General features: G+C 45.7%; 14 protein-coding genes and 1 pseudogene. 12 read left to right on the forward strand and 3 right to left on the reverse strand.

Annotated features, from left to right (window positions below):
* Positions 1-256: 256 nt before the first annotated feature.
* The 5 genes from AC3WT9_RS28290 (at position 257) to AC3WT9_RS28310 (ending at position 7,472) form a co-directional block, all read left to right on the forward strand.
* Positions 257-1,333, forward strand: a complete 1,077-nt coding sequence (locus AC3WT9_RS28290; RefSeq protein ID WP_341089749.1) for an ABC transporter substrate-binding protein — start codon at positions 257-259, stop codon at positions 1,331-1,333.
* A gap of 1 nt (position 1,334) precedes the next feature.
* Positions 1,335-2,111: an IucA/IucC family C-terminal-domain containing protein gene (locus AC3WT9_RS28295; protein WP_341089750.1), complete on the forward strand. Its 777-nt coding sequence runs from the start codon at positions 1,335-1,337 to the stop codon at positions 2,109-2,111.
* A gap of 30 nt (positions 2,112-2,141) precedes the next feature.
* Positions 2,142-3,863 carry a helix-turn-helix domain-containing protein gene (locus tag AC3WT9_RS28300; protein ID WP_341089751.1) on the forward strand — a complete coding sequence of 574 codons (1,722 nt, stop codon included), beginning with the start codon at positions 2,142-2,144 and terminating at the stop codon, positions 3,861-3,863.
* A 154-nt stretch (positions 3,864-4,017) separates the two neighbouring features.
* Entirely contained in the window at positions 4,018-5,751 is a 1,734-nt protein-coding gene (locus tag AC3WT9_RS28305; RefSeq protein WP_341377280.1) for an ABC transporter ATP-binding protein, read from the forward strand.
* Complete coding sequence (locus AC3WT9_RS28310; RefSeq protein ID WP_341377281.1) at positions 5,748-7,472, forward strand: ABC transporter ATP-binding protein; 1,725 nt, start codon at positions 5,748-5,750, stop codon at positions 7,470-7,472. Before AC3WT9_RS28305 ends, AC3WT9_RS28310 begins: the two co-directional genes overlap by 4 nt.
* Before the next feature lie 131 nt (positions 7,473-7,603).
* Here the strand turns inward: AC3WT9_RS28310 and AC3WT9_RS28315 are convergent.
* Positions 7,604-7,729: pseudogene (locus tag AC3WT9_RS28315) on the reverse strand (dihydrofolate reductase family protein); the annotation flags it as partial.
* Positions 7,730-7,840: 111 nt separating this feature from the next.
* Between AC3WT9_RS28315 and AC3WT9_RS28320 the strand changes: the two are divergent.
* From AC3WT9_RS28320 to AC3WT9_RS28345, 6 genes are all read left to right on the forward strand, one after another.
* Positions 7,841-8,650, forward strand: a complete 810-nt coding sequence (locus AC3WT9_RS28320; RefSeq protein ID WP_341089759.1) for a hypothetical protein — start codon at positions 7,841-7,843, stop codon at positions 8,648-8,650.
* A 125-nt stretch (positions 8,651-8,775) separates the two neighbouring features.
* Positions 8,776-11,421 (forward strand): MerR family transcriptional regulator, encoded by a 2,646-nt coding sequence (locus AC3WT9_RS28325; RefSeq protein ID WP_341377282.1) that lies wholly within the window; start codon positions 8,776-8,778, stop codon positions 11,419-11,421.
* A 340-nt stretch (positions 11,422-11,761) separates the two neighbouring features.
* Entirely contained in the window at positions 11,762-13,771 is a 2,010-nt protein-coding gene (locus AC3WT9_RS28330) for a serine hydrolase domain-containing protein (protein ID WP_341377283.1), read from the forward strand.
* Positions 13,772-14,064: 293 nt separating this feature from the next.
* Entirely contained in the window at positions 14,065-14,907 is an 843-nt protein-coding gene (locus AC3WT9_RS28335; RefSeq protein ID WP_341089762.1) for a hypothetical protein, read from the forward strand.
* Positions 14,908-15,283: 376 nt separating this feature from the next.
* Positions 15,284-15,892 (forward strand): TetR/AcrR family transcriptional regulator, encoded by a 609-nt coding sequence (locus AC3WT9_RS28340; RefSeq protein WP_341377284.1) that lies wholly within the window; start codon positions 15,284-15,286, stop codon positions 15,890-15,892.
* A 169-nt stretch (positions 15,893-16,061) separates the two neighbouring features.
* Positions 16,062-17,396, forward strand: coding sequence for a metal-dependent hydrolase family protein (locus tag AC3WT9_RS28345; protein WP_341377285.1), 1,335 nt, complete (start codon positions 16,062-16,064; stop codon positions 17,394-17,396).
* Between the two features lie 4 nt (positions 17,397-17,400).
* Here AC3WT9_RS28345 and AC3WT9_RS28350 read toward each other — a convergent pair whose 3' ends face one another.
* Positions 17,401-17,988, reverse strand: a complete 588-nt coding sequence (locus AC3WT9_RS28350) for a DUF4304 domain-containing protein (RefSeq protein ID WP_492408394.1) — start codon at positions 17,986-17,988, stop codon at positions 17,401-17,403.
* A 113-nt stretch (positions 17,989-18,101) separates the two neighbouring features.
* Between AC3WT9_RS28350 and AC3WT9_RS28355 the strand changes: the two genes are divergently transcribed.
* Positions 18,102-19,268 (forward strand): DUF4317 domain-containing protein, encoded by a 1,167-nt coding sequence (locus tag AC3WT9_RS28355; protein ID WP_341089766.1) that lies wholly within the window; start codon positions 18,102-18,104, stop codon positions 19,266-19,268.
* Between the two features lie 98 nt (positions 19,269-19,366).
* Here the strand turns inward: AC3WT9_RS28355 and AC3WT9_RS28360 are convergent, their stop codons facing one another.
* On the reverse strand, positions 19,367-19,900 hold the full coding sequence (locus AC3WT9_RS28360) for an NAD(P)H-dependent oxidoreductase (protein ID WP_341377287.1): 534 nt from the start codon (positions 19,898-19,900) through the stop codon (positions 19,367-19,369).
* Positions 19,901-20,025 lie beyond the last annotated feature (125 nt).

Raw genomic sequence — 20,025 nt, forward strand, 5'->3', positions numbered from 1 at the left:
TTAACTTAGTTAAAGAGGGGAGCAGGTCCCCTTCCTTAAGACTGTCGAAGGTATTGTCGGCAGTCTTTTTATATTGGATTATCGGAATCCCGAAGGGATACTGTGTAAAAGGAAACATGCTCCTATGGAGCACAATGTCGCATTAATCCGGCTGCAATGTCGCAAAAGTACATGGAAACGGAGTGTGTGGATCGATTATACTCGCTTTATATAATATGATAATGAAAATCATTATCATACAAAAGGGGGAGTCAGCATGAACAGAGCAACAAAGAGGCAGGCAACCGGCAGCAGGATAAATGCCGCCCAAAAATCAGGACCATTAATGGTATGGATGCTGGCACTGGTACTTGTGCTGACGGCTTGCGGCAATGGAGGGGGCACCAATGCAGGCACAGCCGCACAGTCGTCTGCTGCAGCTTCAACCGAGCCGTCTTCAGCGTCTGAAACACAGGCTCAGACATCGCCGGAGGCGCAGGCTGCAGCAGCCTTCCCGGTTACCATCCAGCACATGAAGGGCGAATATACGCTGACCGGGAAGCCGAAGGTGATTGCTGCGCTTGATGTGAAATTTGTCGATCAATTGATAGCGATTGGTGAGCACCCGGCAGGCAGCGTTGTGGCTGGAGGGAAGGACGCCAAGTTTCCAGAATATTTAAGCAACCAACTGGGTGAGGTGAAGGTCCTCGGTACACGCGATGAACCCAATCTTGAGGCTATTGTGGCGTTGAATCCGGATCTTATATTGATGACCGACTTTCAGGAGCAGGTATATGACAGCGTCAGTAAAATTGCGCCTACCATAGTACTCGACTTCTACGAGGATTGGCGGGATACGTTGGCTACCATCGGTACGATAACAGGCAAGCAGGCGGAGGCGGAGGTAGTGCGTCAGGCTTACGAGGACAAGATCACCGGACTGCGGGAGCAGCTGTCGGCGAAGCTGGGCGACGAAACGGTAGCGCTGATTCGCCCTAGACCGGAAGGTATTCGTGTACATGGTCCCGGGCATCGGACCGGAAGCATTCTTTATGAGGATTTGGGGTTAAATGTTCCTGCATTCGTTCAGGAGATTAAAGATGACACCTCCGTTGAAATTTCGATGGAGAGAGTCGCTGATATCGGAGCAGATCACTATTTCCTGCTGTCGGATGAATTGTTTGCCAAAGAGGCAGAGGCTCTGGCAAGCAGTCCGGTCTGGAAATCCCTTGATGCAGTCAAGAATAACCGTGCATATAACGTGAATTCAACGCTCTGGATCGCTTACTATGGTCCCATTGCTCTTAACATTATCGTAGATCAGGCCTCGGAAGCGCTGCTGGGATCGCATTGAAATGGACAACTATCTGTCGTCTGTCTCCTGGAAGCAAATAGCGGAAGAATACCGGCTGTGGCTAGGCGAGCCGCCTAAAGGCAGCGTCCGTACTATTGCCCTGAGCCAGTTGCATGAAGAAGCTGCATGCCGTGAATATGTAAGCTGGCTTAAGGATTATATCGGCGCGCCGGATATGCAGGTTGCCGCTTCCATGCTGGCCAAGCGGATCGGCTATCTGTGGATCGCGCCGCTTCTGACAGCTATGACCTTTCATAATCGGGAAGTCTCCTTCCCGATGGAGAACAGCTTCCTTTATCATCCGGCTTCCCCGGCTTTTAAAGTGGATACGCCTTTTCCTTTCCTGGCGCTGAACGGACTTCGGGCTGCATCGCCACCGGAAGACAGGGAAGCGTGGCGGGAAGAGGTCGTAGAGGAGATTTTTGCGGTAAGACTTGCGCCGCTGCTGCAGACGCTTGCCGCCATTGGCCCCGTCTCTATAGCGGTGCTTTGGGAGAATATTATGGTGCGTATTGCTCCGCTGTATTCTCCTGGAGCAGACGAATCCAGACAAGAAAGGCAGCGGATGCATGCAGATTTTACATTCCTGACCCGGATGGCCCCCGGGCAACTGTTTGGCGAAAGGCGGAATCCGTTTACCCGTTTTACAGAGAACAATGATCGGGTACAGGTTGCGAAGAACAAGCGCATCACCTGCTGCTTTTATTACCGGATGTCAGGAGAATATTGCGTAAAGTGTCCGAAAATTGACAATGAGAATGAATCTCAATTAAAATGACAATAGAAACATTGTCAGGAGATGAGAGGAATGCCGCTGCAAGAGCAGGCAAGTTTATGGAGTGATACGACAATCAAAACGCTTGACGTGCGCAGCGGTACTTTGCCGCCTGGCGGTGTGATGAGCGAAACGGGATTGACAGCCAATCTGCTGCTGCTGGCAGGCGGCGGAGAAGTGGGGCTTGTGATGAATGGTGAAGTTTGCCATATCCGGGCCTCTTTTGCTTGTCATGCTGTCAAGGGATCAGCTTTTACTTTGACTGCCGGATCAGAAAACATTCATTATACCATTATTATCTACAAGGCAATTCCTATGACGGGAGCCGCCCATGTTCTGTTCCCGCAGCGTAATCACCCGCTGCGCACTTCGTTTGTTCATTATCCTGTGCTCCCGGCGGAGCTGCATCAGGCGGCGGACAAGATCGTAGCCAAATGGAGCCGGGGAGAGGGGCTGGAACGTTTCCATGCCAATGCGCTGCTGCAAGGAGTGCTGTATGAGCTTATTATGGAGCATGAACGCGGCCGGGGCGGCGCAGCGCCGGACATGGTGGATGTTGTGTCTGCCTATATAGCGGGGCATTATCGTCAGGAGCTGAAGCTTAAAGAGCTGGCTGCGCTTGCCGGCTGCGGCGCGAGACAGCTGCAGCGGCGGTTCAAACAGGAGAAGCTGCTCGGACCGATGGAATATGTGATCCAGCTGCGGATGGAGAATGCAGAGCGGATGCTGCGTCATACGGACGCTCCCATCGGCGAAATCGCTGAAAGAACAGGCTACCACGACATGTATTACTTCAGCAGAGCGTTCAAGAAATATTATGGAGTTCCCCCACAGCTCTACAGGCGCACTGCCGCTTCCGGGACCGGTGCGCTCTCCGCTTGTTCCGGGCTGCCGGACCGCTTGGCCTGCTCGTACGAGTCGCTGCAGGGACCGGTGATATGCCATATGCGAGGCGAATATTGCGTTACAGCCTCTCCGCGGCGGATCGCCGTACTCGACGTTCAATATGCTGACCATTTGCTTGCGCTTGAGATGCTACCGGCAGGAAGTGTAGGACTAGGCAGTGCGGCGTTAAATTTCCCCCCATATATCAGGGACAGGCTTAAGGCAACGGAAATGCTCGGAACCTATGAGTACCCGGACCTGCAGGCTGTGGAACGGCTGCAGCCGGATTTGATTATCTGTACCGAGGTGCATGATCAGCACTATGAACGCTTAAGCCGGATTGCTCCAACTATAATGTTTAAGCGTAATGAGAGCTGGCAGAGAATTCTGAGCCTGTTCGGCGAACTGACGGGCAAGCGGGCGGAGGCGGAACGTATTATTACGGATTACATTCGCCGGACGGCATTACTGTCAGAAGAACTTGCCCCGGTACTGGCGGGGAAGAGCGTGGCTCTGATCCGCCCGCGTGAGTCAGTGGTTCGGGTACATACTGCCTCTCATCGCACAGGCGCCGTGCTGTACCGGGACCTTGGTCTGCCTGCTCCGCTATTTGTCGCAGACACCTCCGACACGGCTTATCATATTTCAGTCGACAGACTACCGGCTGTGCATGCTAACCACTACTTTTTACTTAGCAACGAGATGATGCAGGAGGGAATATCTGTGACAGAGCAAAGCGTCTGGGGCATGCTGGATGCAGACAGGCGGCAGCATATATATCCGGTGGATGCCGCTACATGGATCGGCTGCTATGGACCGACAGGCATCAATTGCATTGTGGATCAGGTGGCCCGCGCCCTGCTGGCCTGAGCGGCAAGCCAAGGAACCTCAGCTTAGTGCGGAGCCACTGAATAAATTTGTTATTAATTCACAAGCACCTGTCATTGGCAGGTGTTTTGAGCTTTTTACATACGAACATTTGTGCTACAATATCCTTTGTGAATATATGGAAAGCGGTGAGTTTATGACAAAAAGGCAATGGGTCACTAAATTTATGCTGATGCACAAATGGGTACTTGTATGCGGGTTCATAATCACTACATTAATGACGATGATCAATCTGATTTATCCGTTCCTGGGCGGGAAAATCATCAATATCGCATTTTATGATAAAGACATGAGCGCCTTTTTGAATTTGTGCTTAATCTATGCCGGCATACTCATTTTCAATCAGTTTGTCGTTGCGACGTTAAATAATCTCATTTCGTCGCAATTGATGACGGGTTTTGTCTTTGATATACGGCGGGCGCTTTTCAAAAAGATATTACATAAAAAAGGGAAGGACCTTTCCGGGATGTACAGCGGAGATATGATCAGCCGGATGAACCACGACGCCGCGGATATTATGAATCTCATTTTCTGGAGCGGACTTTGGGGATATTCCAACCTTCTGCATATCCTATTCGCTGTCTGCTTTATGTTTTACTACAATATCTTTCTGGGGGCTTTTACGGTCGTGCTGGTTCCCGTCGTATTTTTTACCTCGAAATATTTCAAGGCAAGAGCGCAGAAGGTCAACAAAGATATTGCAGCGGAACAGGGTAAACTATCCTCTTACTTATTTGAGATTGTGAAAAATTTGCGGGAGATAAAAATCCTTAACGCAAGTAAAAAAGTAAGGAGCGTTTATTTAAGAAAAACGACATCCATTAATAAAATGAACGTAGAAAACGGAAGAATCGAAGTGACGACAGAAAGGCTTAATTCGTTCATCACGCTTATCGCACAGCTGCTGATATTTGTGATCTGCGCCTATTTCATCGTTAAAGGCCAAATGCAGCTCGGCGTTTTTGTAGCCGCCATAAGCTATTTCAATATAGCCGTGAACTACTTCAGCTCCATTAACAGCAAAATTGTCGATGTCTGGGGACAGAACGTCTCCTTACAACGTGTCGTGGATATATTGAATGAAGAGGAAGAAGATTATAAAGAAAACCATCCTCCAAAACAAATAAAGGAGGGCAAGATTGAATTTAACAATGTCACCTTTGGATACACCGAAGACAGACCTATTCTGAACGGATTCAATCTCCGCGTGGATGCAGGAAGTACGATTGGCATTGTCGGGAAGAGCGGCGCAGGTAAAACAACGATGGGGAACCTGCTCTACAATTTATATAACGTTGACAGCGGCGAGCTTCTGATCGACGGGATGAATGTCAATGAGTATAACCTGCATAGCTTGCGGAGCCAGGTGGGGATTGTCCATCAGGAGACCATCCTTTACGATAATACCCTGCGTTACAATCTTTCATTTACCAACAACAAGGATAATGATAACGCATTAATGGAAGCTATTAAGAAAGCCGCCCTTTATGATGTTGTCCTGACATTCCCTGACGGACTGGACACGCTGCTTGGGACTGAAGGGCAAGAATTATCCGGCGGGCAGAAGCAGCGTCTGGCTATCGCAAGGATACTAGTCAAGAATCCTAAGATTCTGGTCTTCGACGAAGCCACAGCATTCCTCGACAGCCGGAACGAAGCGCTTATCCGGAACGTGATGAGTGAGATGTCACAAGACCGGACGCTTATTATCATTGCCCACCGTTTTTCCACCATTAAAAGCTGTGATAAAATCGCGGTTTTAGGAGACGGCGTTGTCAAAGGCTTTGATACTCACGACGTACTGATTAGAAACAATAAAACGTATATAGACTTATTCAGCGAACAGTGTTTAGGAGGTGAAGCTGTATGAAACGCTTGGACACCTTTAAGACATTAACCCGGGATATAGACGGTATTAACAAGCCGTTGATTGCGCTCGGATTTTTCAAGCTGTGGAACTTAATTTTCGGGCTTATCCCTCTGTTCTTGTACTCGTTTTTGGTTAATCGTGTTTTAGTAGATAAGAATATGAACGAGCTGTGGCCGGTCATCACCGGTTATCTGGCTGTTTTCCTGTTCGCGACAATCGGGATTGCGGTCAGTAAGCGGTTTTCCAACCGGTTAATACTTAAATATGACCTGAGAATAAAGAATAAATTGCTGAAAAAGTATATCAGCCTTGATAATGATGTATATAGCAAATATAGCATTGGCGACGTTAGAAGCCGGATTGAGAACGATTCTATTGCTGCCGGGAACTTTTTTACGACCCATATATTAGATTTTATCTACGCTGTCGTTTACGCTGTTGCGCTGGCAGTTATTTTATTATGCTACGACTGGCGAATCGCGCTCCTCAGTTTTGTTTTTGTTCCGGTCTCTTTATTTACGGTTAATTTTTTGGGAGGTAAAACGAAGACAACCGGAGAGGAACTATGGAAACTGCAAATTAAATATGAATCCTTCCTACACTCGAATTTTCAGAACTGGAAGGATGTTAAGACCAACAACCTTGAAGACGCACAATTGGATGAATTAAACGGACACTACAAGAAAATAAGGCATATTTGGTTTCTCAACCAGCTCTATTTGCATCTGGGGATTACCTATTCGTTCTTCACGAAAAACTTTATTACCCAGCTGTTTATCTACTTTATTGGCGGATTATTTGTAATTAAGGGCTACTCGCAAGTTGGTGTGCTGCTCGTTTTTATCAGCTTTTACGGGCAATTCTTCGGGTACATAGAGAGCATTAGTAATTCCATGATGAATTATAAGAATGATTCGGTGAATATCGGAAAAGTGATCGAGATATTAAATTTAGAAGCAGGCAAGAGACCCTATAAGAAAATTGACGGGACAGATCTAAACGTTGAAAATCTGAAATTTACCTATGAGGGGAACGAATCATTTGCTCTTGACGGTATTTCGTTCTCCGTGAGTAAGGGCGAACATCTGGCCATCGTGGGAGAAAGCGGCAGCGGCAAATCTACAATCGCTAAACTGTTGACCGGGCAGATTAACCCGCAAGGGGGGACTGTACAGATTGGCGGCATTGATATCTATACGGTGAACAGCGAGAGTGTGTCAGAAAAAGTTAGTATAGTTGTGCAGGAACCCGTTCTTTTCAATATGACGATCAGAGAAAACTTATTGCTGGCAAAAGCCGATGCAACCGATGCGGAATTGATAGAGTGCTGCCGCAGAGCGAGTATTTATGACTTCATTGAAACCTTGCAGAATCAATTGGATACGATAATCGGAGAAAAAGGTGTACAGCTTTCAGGAGGCCAGAGACAGCGCTTATCGATTGCCCGTGCTTTTTTACAGGACAGGGACATCATCATTTTTGACGAAAGTACCAGCGCGCTTGACAACGAAAATGAGAATGACATCATTACAGAACTCAAGAGCCTTTCATCGGGAAAAACCATGATTTCCATTGCTCATCGTTTATCTACTATTCTGGACTGCGACAAGGTAATGGTTCTAAAAGATGGCAGGGTGGTAGCCTTTGATACCCATCAAAACCTATATAACAGAAACGAAACCTATGATTTGCTTTTCCAAAGTCAGTATATGGCAGGTTAATTTAAGGAAAATTGAAGCTTAAGGAATGGAGCGGGCGTATGCTCGCTTCATTTTTTTGGTTTAATTCTCATTCAAATGATAGATTAGTTGCACAACGCCAGAGGAGAACTTTTTTGTATTAACCATTGTCAAAATTTTCCCCATAAATCATAGCTTGTTCTTCCATACAAAATAGTGTCAATCTGATTTAAGAAATGAATAAACTCCATCTCAGAATCCATAATGCACCAATCAAGCTCCCCGTTTGTCCCTTCAATAAAACCATCTAAAGTAACTGCTAAATCATTCGAAAAAAGCTCACAGACAAGCTGCGGCTTATTCCGATATGATGGTGGCCGAGGAACAACATAGGGTTCGGGAGGGCTAGTATGAAGGGCAAATCGCTTCGAGGCATATGGATCATGTTTGCCGTATTTGTCGTTATCTTTTTTTTGAATATGGGTATGGTATCGGTTATTACTGCAACACAGCGGATGTGGCTTGTAATGGATGTGTGGTCGCTGGTCCTTTCGATTGTTCTGCTTTTCCGGCATCGGTTGCCGTCGGCCAAGCAAATTTGTATCTCGTTGATTTTGGGTGGGCTGGTATCCTTGTCCTATCTTCAAGGAAGTGCCTTTTCCATAATCAGCAGCTTTCTGATTACCGTGATGGCTGCACTTGCTGTATTCAGTACATTTGCAGTTTATCGGGAGAGTCCGGTTCAATTTTTGAGACGGAAAGGAAAGGGCGGGGTGACGGGTAGTCTTGTATGGGGGCTGCTCTTCGGGCTGGCTTTAGGTGCTGTAAATGTAGGGCTGATGCTCTCCAATAATGAACTCGATTTTCAGCTTTCGCTGTCACGCTTTCTCGTATCGCTGAGTCCGGCAGTTCTTGAAGAGATCGCTATGCGAACCTTGTTTTTTGCCTTTTGCTACAGCCTGCTGCAAGGGAGAATTGCTACGAAGGGGCAGCGGTTTACCTGCTGGTTTATGATGGTCATTCCGCATGTGCTGATTCATACCCCAGAGGCCTTTATGAGCAAAGGCGTGATTTCTGGTCTTGTTGTTGTCATACTGTATACGGTCATTTTCGGGCTGCCTTTTGCTTATTTGCAGTGGAAGCGGGATGTGACTTCAGCGATGATTGGGCATGGCGTGGTTGATTTTATCCGGTTCTGCTTGTTCGGCTTGCCATTCTAAATATTTCATCTGACACGAATGTTCTTGTTAATTCTAATTGCGATCAAGCCCCCCCCTTTACATTGACGTAACGTCAAGAGATATAATCCTAATAAAGATGATGAAAGAGGGGGCAGGAGCATAGTATGAAACTTGAAAAAATCACCGGTATCATGGAGAGGTTTGGCGTAACATCACGCACCCTTCGCTATTATGAGCAGGTGGGCATACTGCAAAGCACCAGGCAATCCCATGAGAAGTACCGTTATTACGATCAGGAGAACATTAACCGGCTGCAGCAGATTCTAGTGCTTCGAAAAATGCAAATTCCGATTAAAGAAATCATCAGGATTTATGAAAGCCGTGACATGAAGGTGCTCGTGCAAACCTTTGTCAGCCGTATTCAGACGATTAATGATGAAATCGCTACACTTTCAGAACTAAAAGCCATCGTGAATGACTTTCTTGAAGCTATGCTGGATAACGGGATCTCTCATATTTCAGCGCTGCCTTTAATTTATGAGAAAGTTGAACATCAATTCGGCTGCAACAAAAAGGCTGAAATCCCCGACTTGGAACGCCTCTCAAAAGTATCGGAGAAACTGGTGAAATTGCCGGAGCTAAGCATTATTTCCTTGCCTCCAATGCGTGTGTTATCCTCCAGACTTAAGGGAACCGAAAGCTCGGATTCAGGCGGACTTTGGGATTATATGTCCAGCAACCAGATTCCCTTCGGAGCTCCCGGAAGCCATCATCTTTTTGAATATCAACAGCATACAGAAACGATTATCATTCAGAAAATAGATGACAATTTTCAAAATACGAGCATTTTTGAGGATTATATATTTGAGGGCGGCTTGTTTGCCATGTGTAGCGTCTTTGTCGAGAACGGCCTTGGCGAAATTCAATATCAGATGATCCATAGCTTTGATGATAACGCTTATTATGAGGTGGATTTTCAACATGGCGGAGTGCTGCGTCATGACACGCTTGTGGAATCCGTACTTTCGCCTGACAGCGGCAGGGAAAAAATCAATCTCTACCTGCCAGTAAAGAAACGCTTGCCTGATACCAGTGATATCGAGCAAAATCAGCAATTAGAGAGCGTTACCTTTGCAGAAATCGAGCAAGCTAACCCTGTTTTGAAGGAATACCCCGTTGACTTTCACCAAATGACCCCCATTTATAACCCGCACTATCAGGTGCTCGATAACGGAGAAGCGGAGTTCATCTGCTGGATCAGCGCACGCATGCTTAATACTAATGTTGCGGTGAAACTGCCTTTTCGTGTGGATATTGTATTCATGGCAGATTCGGCAAGCGAAGCTTACGGCTATGGCGCTGACGAAGGGAGTCTGTGGTTTTCCCATAACAATCACACATTCTGCATCAATGCGGAGAACAGCTCAGAAAGCAGTCTATCCAAGCACGCCATTTTGTTTGACCAGCCCATAATGGGTAACCGCTTTATTTTTCCTGAAACCGGAATGATCAAATATGATGAATACAATACGTTCTCCTGGATTATCGGCGAAAAGCATTTTTCGGTTGTGATCAACGGCGAGGTGCGGTATTGCGGAGTAAATTTTCCTTATATGAACATGGATTTACACCTTGGGCAGCCCGCTCCAATCTTCATCGGCTCAAATGGTCAGGGTAAAAAGCTGTTTCGTTCCATTACAATATCCCAGCTAAAATCCACACCGAAAATTAATGTCAAAAAAGGAGCATTGGTGATGGAAGTCAAAGCAAGCAATAACAGATTGCCTAAGATTCATCCAATGGTAACGCCGCATTACGGAGAAAATTACTGGTTTAACGGCTGCGCAGGCTTCGTTATGGAATGCCTGGGTGAACCGGATTACGATTATTGGTTTTTCGCCGGGCTGACGGGAGAGAATTTTACACAGGTCTATTCACACAATCATTTCAGAGGCGACGGGGTAACGGATTACCGCTTGAGCGAAAAGGGGAACCACGGCTTTATCGAGGATGTTTTTGGAAAATGCGGATACGCCAGCAGTTTTGTGCCTCTTAAGCAGATTCTGAGCAATCGGGAAATGTATGTTCAAACGCTGATGGCTTATATTGATAAGGGCATTCCTGTCATTCTTAACGATCATGGTAACAACCCCCATAATCGCCCTGGCTGGGGCGTGCTCGTGGGGTACGAGGATTATGGCAAAACCCTGCTTTACATGGGCGGCGATGCTACCGAACCGGACCGGATCCCGGTTAAGGACCTTTTGCCGGAGGATTATATAATGGAGGGCGGGCATTGCAAGGGCTGGATTTTCCTGGGCGAAAAGAAAAAAGAGATGTCCCTTGCAGACATTTATCGCAACCGGATCTTAAGCCTGCCCGATTTGCTGACATTTGAAAGTAATCATTATTGCTTCGGAGCAAAGGCGTTCCGTGACTGGGCGGATTCGATCGAAAACGGTTATTTTGAACGAATGAACCCGGAAGAATACGACGACTGGGGTATGCATAAGGTGTATGTGTGCAATCTGGCCACCAATAGCGGCGGATGCAGAGGCTTTTTGGAAACGGCGCAAAAGCTTAATCCTGACTTGATTTTTATCGAACAAATCATGGATCTGTACCGTCAAACGGGGCAATATTGGAACGATCAGAACGGTGAGGATTTAGAGGCTCTGGGCGGCGGTTTTAATGCGAATTTAAACACGTTGCAGGACAAGGAGAAGCGGACAACAATTGCGGCGAAAATCAGAGAGTTCGCGGTTTGCATGGATCAGGTTGTTGCGTTAGTTAATGACTTTAAACATTAAATCAATCAAAGTTCACACAAAGCCTAAATAGTCGTAATAATGCCTAAAAAATCATGCTAAGAGCCGCGCGAAATTCAGGGACTCACTCCTGTTTTTCCCGGCTTTTTCTTGTCGTATGAAAGTTATGACGAGTTGTCACTCGGCTTTATGACAATGCTTCTGTTAGGTTGGGGAGGTCCCGGATTAACCCGCAATATATGAAAAGGAGGGGTGTCATTGCCGTTATTACAGCTTGGCGAGCTCACAAAGGAATAGGCAGCAAGGCGATTATAATATCAATGGACCTCTTGCTGCTGATGCGACACATTCATCTAGACATTCAAAAACAGGAGGCAGTCTAATGCATATTCGTACATTCGTACATCGTTTAGTTCTTTTGCTTGTATTAAGCAGTTTGCTGATATCTTCGTTTGTCCCGCAGCCGACAGCATCTGCATCTGCCCTTAAACAACAAGCCACCCGGGCAACGGAAGCGAAGGAAGTGGAAGCTTTTGCAGACCAATTCTTCAATCAGCCAAAAATCAAGGAGCAGCTTACAGGGGCTGCCGTTGTTTTAGTCAAGAATGATCAGGTTTTGCTTGAAAAAGGCTATGGCTACGCCGATATCAGCAGCAAGAAGCCCATTGATCCGGAAAAGACTGTTTTCCGTGTTGCTTCCATTTCGAAATTGTTCACCGCAACAGCTGTCATGCAGTTGGCCGAACAGGGGGCCATTGATTTACAGGCTGATCTCCAAACTTATCTGGGAGACTTGAAAATTGTCAATAAAACCAATAAAACACTCACCATGGAGCATTTGTTGACCCACACCTCCGGATTCGATTATACAGATAGCGCCGGCGGCTCAGCAAAAGAGGTTCCCAATAGTCAGTTCATCAAGGAAAATGTGCCTACCATTGTCCGGGAGCCCGGTGAAGCTTACCGGTACGATAATTATGCCTTTAATTTGCAGGGGTATATCGTGGAACGGTTGTCCGGTGTTCCGTTTACCCAATATGTTCAGGAGCATATTTTCAAGCCGCTTGGCATGGGGAACAGCAGCTTTAAGCTGACGCCCGAGCTGCGGAAGTATCTAGCTGTACCCTATACGGCCCAAAAAGATCCGATACCCGAATATCCGTCCAGGCCTGCTGAGTCTCCGGATGGCGGCATGTTCTCCACCGGAAGGGACATGGCCAAATTTATGATTACGCAGTTGAATGACGGACAGCTGGCAGAGGCTCGGATTTTGAGCCGGGATTCGGTTAAGGATATGCAGCAAATCCACCATCAAATTCATCCGCAGGTTGCTGGCACAGGCTACGGCTTTGAATCCTTTTATCAAAATAGCTACAATGGCCAGCGAGTCATAGGTAAGGGCGGGGATTTGCCAGGGTATCATTCCTGGATGTGGCTTATGCCGGAACAGAAAGTAGGCGGGTTCGTTATTTTTAATGGTGACGGCCCGGATTTGCGGGAGGTTTTTTTCAAAGCCTTTATGAATCATTATTATCCCGGAACACCAACAACTACTTCCACTCCAGTCGCATCCCAGGCGGAACTGGGCAAGCTGACAGGGATTTATCAGGATCTGCGCCTTCCATTTTGGATTCTTCAGGTTTCCGTTACGGACGATGGCAAGCTGAAAATCAAGGACCCCTATGGCTCGCATACACTCCGGGAAATAGCTCCCTTGTTGTTTGAAGATGAGCTCGGGAGTAAGGCGGCTTTTCAAGTCAATTCCAATGGTACCCAATATGCCTTTTACAATAAAATGGATAGCTGGGCGAAAAAAGTTCCTGAACCCAATGTGTATACGGATGTGGGGAATGAGCATCCTTATGCGTCATGGATTCATGAAGCCGGTCAGCTCGGTGTATTGACTCCTGGAGGGGATAGTGTTTTTCATCCGCAGCAAGAAATGACCCGGGCGGAGTTTATTTCGGGGCTTATGCGTTTGACAGGGATGGCCCCTTCTAAAAACACGTCGTTAACAAGCGAACTGGAAGCGAAGGACTACTTGGGCTATGTGCAGAAAGCCATTGAGCTGGGGCTTATGCAAGGGCGCGGCCCGGAACAGAGCTTTGCTGTCACTGCGGCCATTACGCGCCAGGAGGCTGCTGTTTTGATGTGGCGGGCGGCGATGATAGCCGGAGTAAATATGAGCAAATCCTCCGGGTTCAAGCTTGCGGGGGACACGGCGCCTTGGGCCGTAGATGCCGTGCAGTATATTGTGAATAATGGCATGTACGGGCCGGAAATTGCACGGAATTCCGCCGGAACCTTGGACTACCAGTCAAACGACCCCCTATTAAGGCAGGAAGCTGCCGCATTGCTGAGCCTATTTTGCAATCGGCTGTCCTTGAATTGAAATTAAAGGCTATCCCTGGAACTTATGTTGTCTACAAAGATAAGGCGGGTCTGAATATTTATATGCAAAATACCCTGACTTATATTTAACGGTACACGAAGAAGATGAAGGAATGTATTGAGTAAAAACATAATATTCAATAAATAATGCCAGCAGAAATGCTGGCTTTCGCTTTTGTTAATTCGTTTAATTTGTCTGGATTATTAAGTGTGTGAATTTATTAGGTAATTGACCGTTGGAAAGTTAAAGGCTACAATTGTCATAAAATGGTATACAAGGGAGTGATATAGAAATTGCTAGAACTAGATGGTGTAAATGCCGATTCACTAATAGACATGATTAAAATGTCCTTTTCATGGGAGAACTGGTCAGCAATTCTCGAAATTTCAGACAAACTGCTCGAAGTCGCAGCTATAGCATACGATTCAAATAAGCATAGTTTCAATAAGATTACTTTTAAAAGAAGCATCGTGTATTATTTCGGATACAGTTCATGTATGAAAGGGATTGCGCTTCAGAAGTTGGGGAGACTTCCTGAAGCAAGGGAGTGTATAGCCCAATACTCAGACTTGAGTTGGATTAAGGATTCCACTCCTGAAGGTCTTACTGAAGAGGGTTATTACAAGAACATTGCTGTAGCTAACACATACGTACTTGATTTGCTCGAAGGCAAGGTAGATGTGCTTTCTGATTATATAGAATTCATTAGGAAGAACGATAAGGAAGAACTTCTTGCTGGTCTGATTACAGTATTGGAATCATCAATTAAATATAATTACTCTATAGATTGGGTTCTTGACGAATTCAAAGAACAAGTCAAAGAGTTAAGCAGTAAAGAAAGAAGAGAAGATGTAAGGTATTACATAGATTACATGTACCTCCATACAATATATTTGTATAAAAGAGGAAAGGTTTTTGATACAATAAACCTGACACTAGACATTCTAATACTCTGTGATAAATTTGATGATGGGGCAGGGTTCAGAAAAGCTATTGCATTTTATGAACTTCTCAGGTGTTACGCTTCAGTTTCGCAACAAGAGATACATCAAAATATAATGAAAAATATCTTAGAGAGGGAGTTTTTGAAAGATGAAAAGAACATTTTTGTTATTGGCAGCCGTATTGTTAATTAGTTCTAGCGTAGTCATGACTTCCGCAAGCGCAGATGATAAGGATTTCTCAGCAAAGCCAGTATCCATCAGCAGCTTATCTCTCAACAATCATGGAGCAGGACACTAATATTATGAATGTGGTTTAACGGTGGATTTTCGTCAAAAATCCACATGGCTCTGTCTGAAAAGGCAGGGTCTTTTTGTTCCGATACTAACTCTTCGAAATACTTGTTTTTTAGCGAATAGACGAACGGGGAAATTCTATAATAGCCTGCCATATGTTCAGCTACTTGCTAAGGAGATCAATTTCTATTAAACCCAAGCTTGGTTTGACAAACCTACAGCAAAGGTTTACCCTAATAATGAATAACATATTCACTATTAAGGAGCATCCCTCATGCAGGCCAAAAAAGATGAAGTGAAAAAGGAAATCGAATCCGCCGCTTTAAAGGTGTTTTTCCGAAAAGGTTTTGCGGATGCCAAAATGAACGATATAGCTGATGAGATCCACATTTCCGTCGGAAATATTTATACGTACTTCAAAAATAAAAAAGAGCTGTTTTATTCAGTGGTTCCGCCGTCTTTAGTAGACTATTTGAAGAATGTGTTAGTGGAGAGCATTCGTATCGATAACCAGACTTTTTTTGAGGAAGCCAATAATGATAAGAAATCAGCCATCGTACAGGAACAAATGAACCTGTTAACGCAATATAGCATGCAGATCGTCATTATTTTTGAAAAGAATAAAGGGACCGTCTATAGCAATGCCAAAAACGAGCTGATCGATCTGATGATCGAGACGAAGAAGCCCTACTTGAAGGATCATTATAGAAGATATGAGATCGGAACCGAAGAAAATATGATTCTGCTGAACATCATCGCAAGCAATGTCATTAATATGATTCTGGATTTATTGAAGCGGGAGATGAGCACCGATAGCCGGAAGCGGATTTTTGAGGCGCTGAGCTTATACTGGCTGCATGGAGTAAAAGGCATAAATGAATAATGCCTATGGGCGTAATAAAGCTGGAGCTGGGGCGTAGCGCTGCAATCGGGAATATTCAGGTCACGATAGGGACATTTTGCATCTAAAAAATAGTTCCTATTTTTTTAATCGAATAATGAATTATTGATTCACTATTCGATTGTATAATCACAACAAGGGGGAAGAAACGATGAAGACAGGTTATGCATTTAAGGACTGCAATGTGATTTATGGAGACGCGGGAAGAGGCGTAGCTACCCATATGACGATTCTAATCCATGAAAACGGACTGATTCAGGAGATCGGGAAGGCAAGCGATGTGGTTATCCCGAGTCATTATCAGACGATCGACTGTTCGGGGAAATATGTGATGCCAGGTCTGATCAATGCGCACGTCCATCTTTTTGCCGACGGTAAGCCGTTTACGCTGTCTGCCAGCGAAGAGCTGCTGAATTTTGCGTTTCAGCATCTTTTGGATACGAGACTAGGCAGAAGCGTGCTGAAAAAACGGATGAAGCGAAATGCCCTGAACGCACTGCATTCCGGTGTAACAACGATGCGCAGTGTAGGGGAATTCTTTTATACCGATGTACAGTTGAGGGATGAAATTAAGGCGAATCAGTTTGTGGGACCCAATCTTCTGGTGTCCGGTTATTTCCTGAGCGTCACGGGCGGTCATGGTGCACCTTATTTGGCTTTGGTTGGCGATTCACCCTGGGAAGCGAGAAGGAATGTAAGAATCAACGTAAAAAACGGGGTAGACCTCATCAAAATCTGCGTGACCGGCGGGGTTACCGATGCCAAAGTGGTCGGGGAAGCAGGCCGTTTGCAAATGACGGAGGAAGAGGTTGCCGCTATTTGCGAGGAAGCCCATAAAATCGGCATACGTGTGGCGGCCCATGTGGAAAGTACCGAAGGGGTGAGAATCGCGCTAAAGGGCGGGGTCGATACTATTGAACACGGCGCGGAGATGGATGAGGAGATTATCAGCCTGTACCAGAATAATCCCAGAGCATTAAAGGGCTACACTGCATTGATCCCTACTTTGCATGCGGCGTATCCCAGCGCAAAATTGGACCTGAGCCTGACGAAGGTGAATGAAACCGTTAAGGAAAATTCCCGGCTTGTGTATGACTCCATGCTGAAGGGGGTGCGGCAGGCTGTAGAACATGATATCAAAATTGGTATTGGAACGGATGCTGCGATGTCCTATGTCACCCACTATGATCTGTGGCGGGAGCTGGACCATTACATGAGACAAACGAAGCTGAATTCGAGCCAGATCATTGAACGGGTAACCAAATCTAATGCGGAAATCTTAGGAATTGATCACCTGACAGGGAGCATAGATATCGGCAAACAGGCCGATTTAATCGTGATGCAGCAGAACCCGCTGGACAACATAAAAGCTTTGTCGGAGGTTGCTATGGTTATGGTCAAAGGAAATCTTATAGAGACGCCATCGGTGACCAGAATTCAGGCAGTAGACGAGCTGCTTGATTCGGTTTGGGGCAGTCGGGAGTGAGGTTTTAGCGGACACCAAAAATACCCGCATACTTCTTTTCAAATATCGCCCAGCGCTTTTCGGCTCCGTATTTCAATTGCAGCTGCTTCAGATATTGCCCGGCGGCTTCTGTATCTCCTGCTTGCAGCAAAAACCGGAAGGTCTCTTCGCTTAAATGCAGCGCAACCCTTGCCATGTAATAATCGACTATTGCTCTGGCGCTGGTTATTGAATGCATAAAAGTAAGGGCCTCTTCCAATTGCAGCATTAGCTCATCTGATAATTGGTCCGGATCGATATCAGGCGTTAACGAATAATGGTCCGGAGCGGAGGGACAGATTTCTCTGATTCGGGCGGTAAAGTGAGACTTGGCCTCTAGAGGAGACGCCGAGGGCGGAGTGGATTGCAATAGCGCTAACTCGGTGGAATGAATACTGCAGTTGATATAGAACAGGACGTGGTTCCAGGTGTTCGCCTTCGATTTTTGAATATTGAATTTATAGATGAGAGTTTCATCCGGTTTGTAGAAATTCAGATCCTTTTTAAGATAATCATGTTTGGAGAAAAAGGGTTTGACGTCTTTCGTGATGATTGCTTTAAATAACTCTTGCAAAGCAATCCCTCCCAAATCAAAATTAATAATGATAATCCGTCCTTACCATTTTCATTCCTTATCATTTATACTGAATAAAGTTATTACACATCTAAGGAGCCGCCGAACCCATTATGAATAAAAAAGAAGTCGCACACATACGCAAGCAGTTTAAGCTGGATCATGATTTGATGAACATCTACGATATTCTTAACGTGTACATTATGAAGGAAAGCAACGAGATCTATCATTGGGAGCGCCTGCCGTTTGGCCTCGTGGATAGAGAGAAGCAGGAGCTGTATATGGGTAATTTCAAAAAACTGCTCACTGGTGAGCTGGACCATAAGCTGTTCGAGTTGAAGTTTCAGGAGGAAGCGGAGGACCCGACGCGGGTAATGCTTCACCAAGGCCTGGTGACAGGTGATGCTGAAGAATGGCAGGACCTGATGATGCTGCTTGTTGACAAGATGCTGGTGGATGTTAAGTATGAGAAGGATATGGTGATCACTTTTGTTCGCGGGCAATATTACCGGCCGACTAAGGCCAGAAATGAAGAAGCCGAAGAGAGTGAGAAGGACGAGATGTTCGCGCATCCGTTCATTCTGTGCAGCGTGAATTCCACGGAACAGCAGCGCAAAAACCTCATGTTCGATTATGTGGAGCGGGAATTCAAGTACAATATCATTGTCGATCCGATTATCAAGCTCAGTTCGCCGGAGCAAGGATTCTTTTATCCCAGCGTAACGGACAACTATTCAGATGTGAACCGCATTCTGTATTGTACGGGAAAATCGAATTATCCCGATCCGCAGTTCATCGAGCAGGTCCTGAATGCCGAGAGATCTGTAACAGCCTTGGAAGAGAGAAGCTTCTTCGAAGATATCGTGAAGGAATTGGCAGGCGAACAGCTTGATACGACCACCCTTGCCCAGGTGTATGAGGAAATCCAGCTGGTTATCGAAGGGGGCGAAGGGGAGGAAGAACCTCCTAAGCTGGATTACAAAGATGTGGAACGTGTTCTGGCGGCAAGCGGCGTAGAGAACGTGACGGCGGAAAAGGTGGAGCGGGCGTTCGAAACGGTCGTCGATGACAAGTACTACGAAATGAAGGCAAGCAGTGTTATACCGAAATTTACTTCAAAATCGATTAAGATCGAGACCAAGGTAGCCACCATTACCGTCAGCCCGCAGGATTTAAGGTATGTGAAGCAGGTGAACTATCAAGGAAAACGCTGCATCATGATTGAGGTTGACGAGGATGTCGTGATCGAAGGATTTACGCTCAGTACGGAAACGTTGTAGACTCATTTGACTGTGCGTTGTCCACTTTTGTGAAGTAGGGGCTATCTATAAAGTCTTAGATAAGGACTTAGGATAGCCCCTGTTGTGTTTGTATTTCGTTACTTTTGGTGCTTAAAGATATAGTTGATATATTCTTTTGCACTATTATTAATTTCTTCATCGCTGGCTTGAAATGAAGCTCCGAAGACAGCAAAGTAGGGGAGTGCTACTGCACCTACATGTCTTATACTGGCTTTGAAAGGCGCGATCATTTCATCCACGGTAAAAGAAACAGAGCCCTCCGGCAAATAATTTTCTTTTTTATCACCGATGGACAGGGCAAGCCCTAACCTCTTCCCTTTAAGCTTGTCACCTTTTGAACCATAAGCCCACCCGTAAGCAAAAACATCGTCAAACCATTTTTTAAATAGTGGAGGATAGCTGTACCAATACAATGGAAATTGAAAGATAATATGATTATAGGCTTCTAATAAATTTTGCTCTCTAGGAACATCTATATTCCAGTTAGGATACTCTTTGTAAATCTCATGAACTGTAATATCGGTTGGATATTGCAGCAATTCTTCTTTCCAGCGCTGGTTGACCCTTGAAGCCTCAAGGTTTGGGTGTGCCAGAATCACCAGTGTTTTCATTGGGAATCTCCCTTCACAGGCCTGTATTTTTTTGAATATCATCATTATCTTGCAGGCCCCAAAAAAAGAAAATACACACAATAAAGTAAGATGGTTACTTCAAAGTACGTACTGGACTCGGAAAA

Source organism: Paenibacillus sp. EB106-06-01-XG199 (assembly GCF_058791575.1).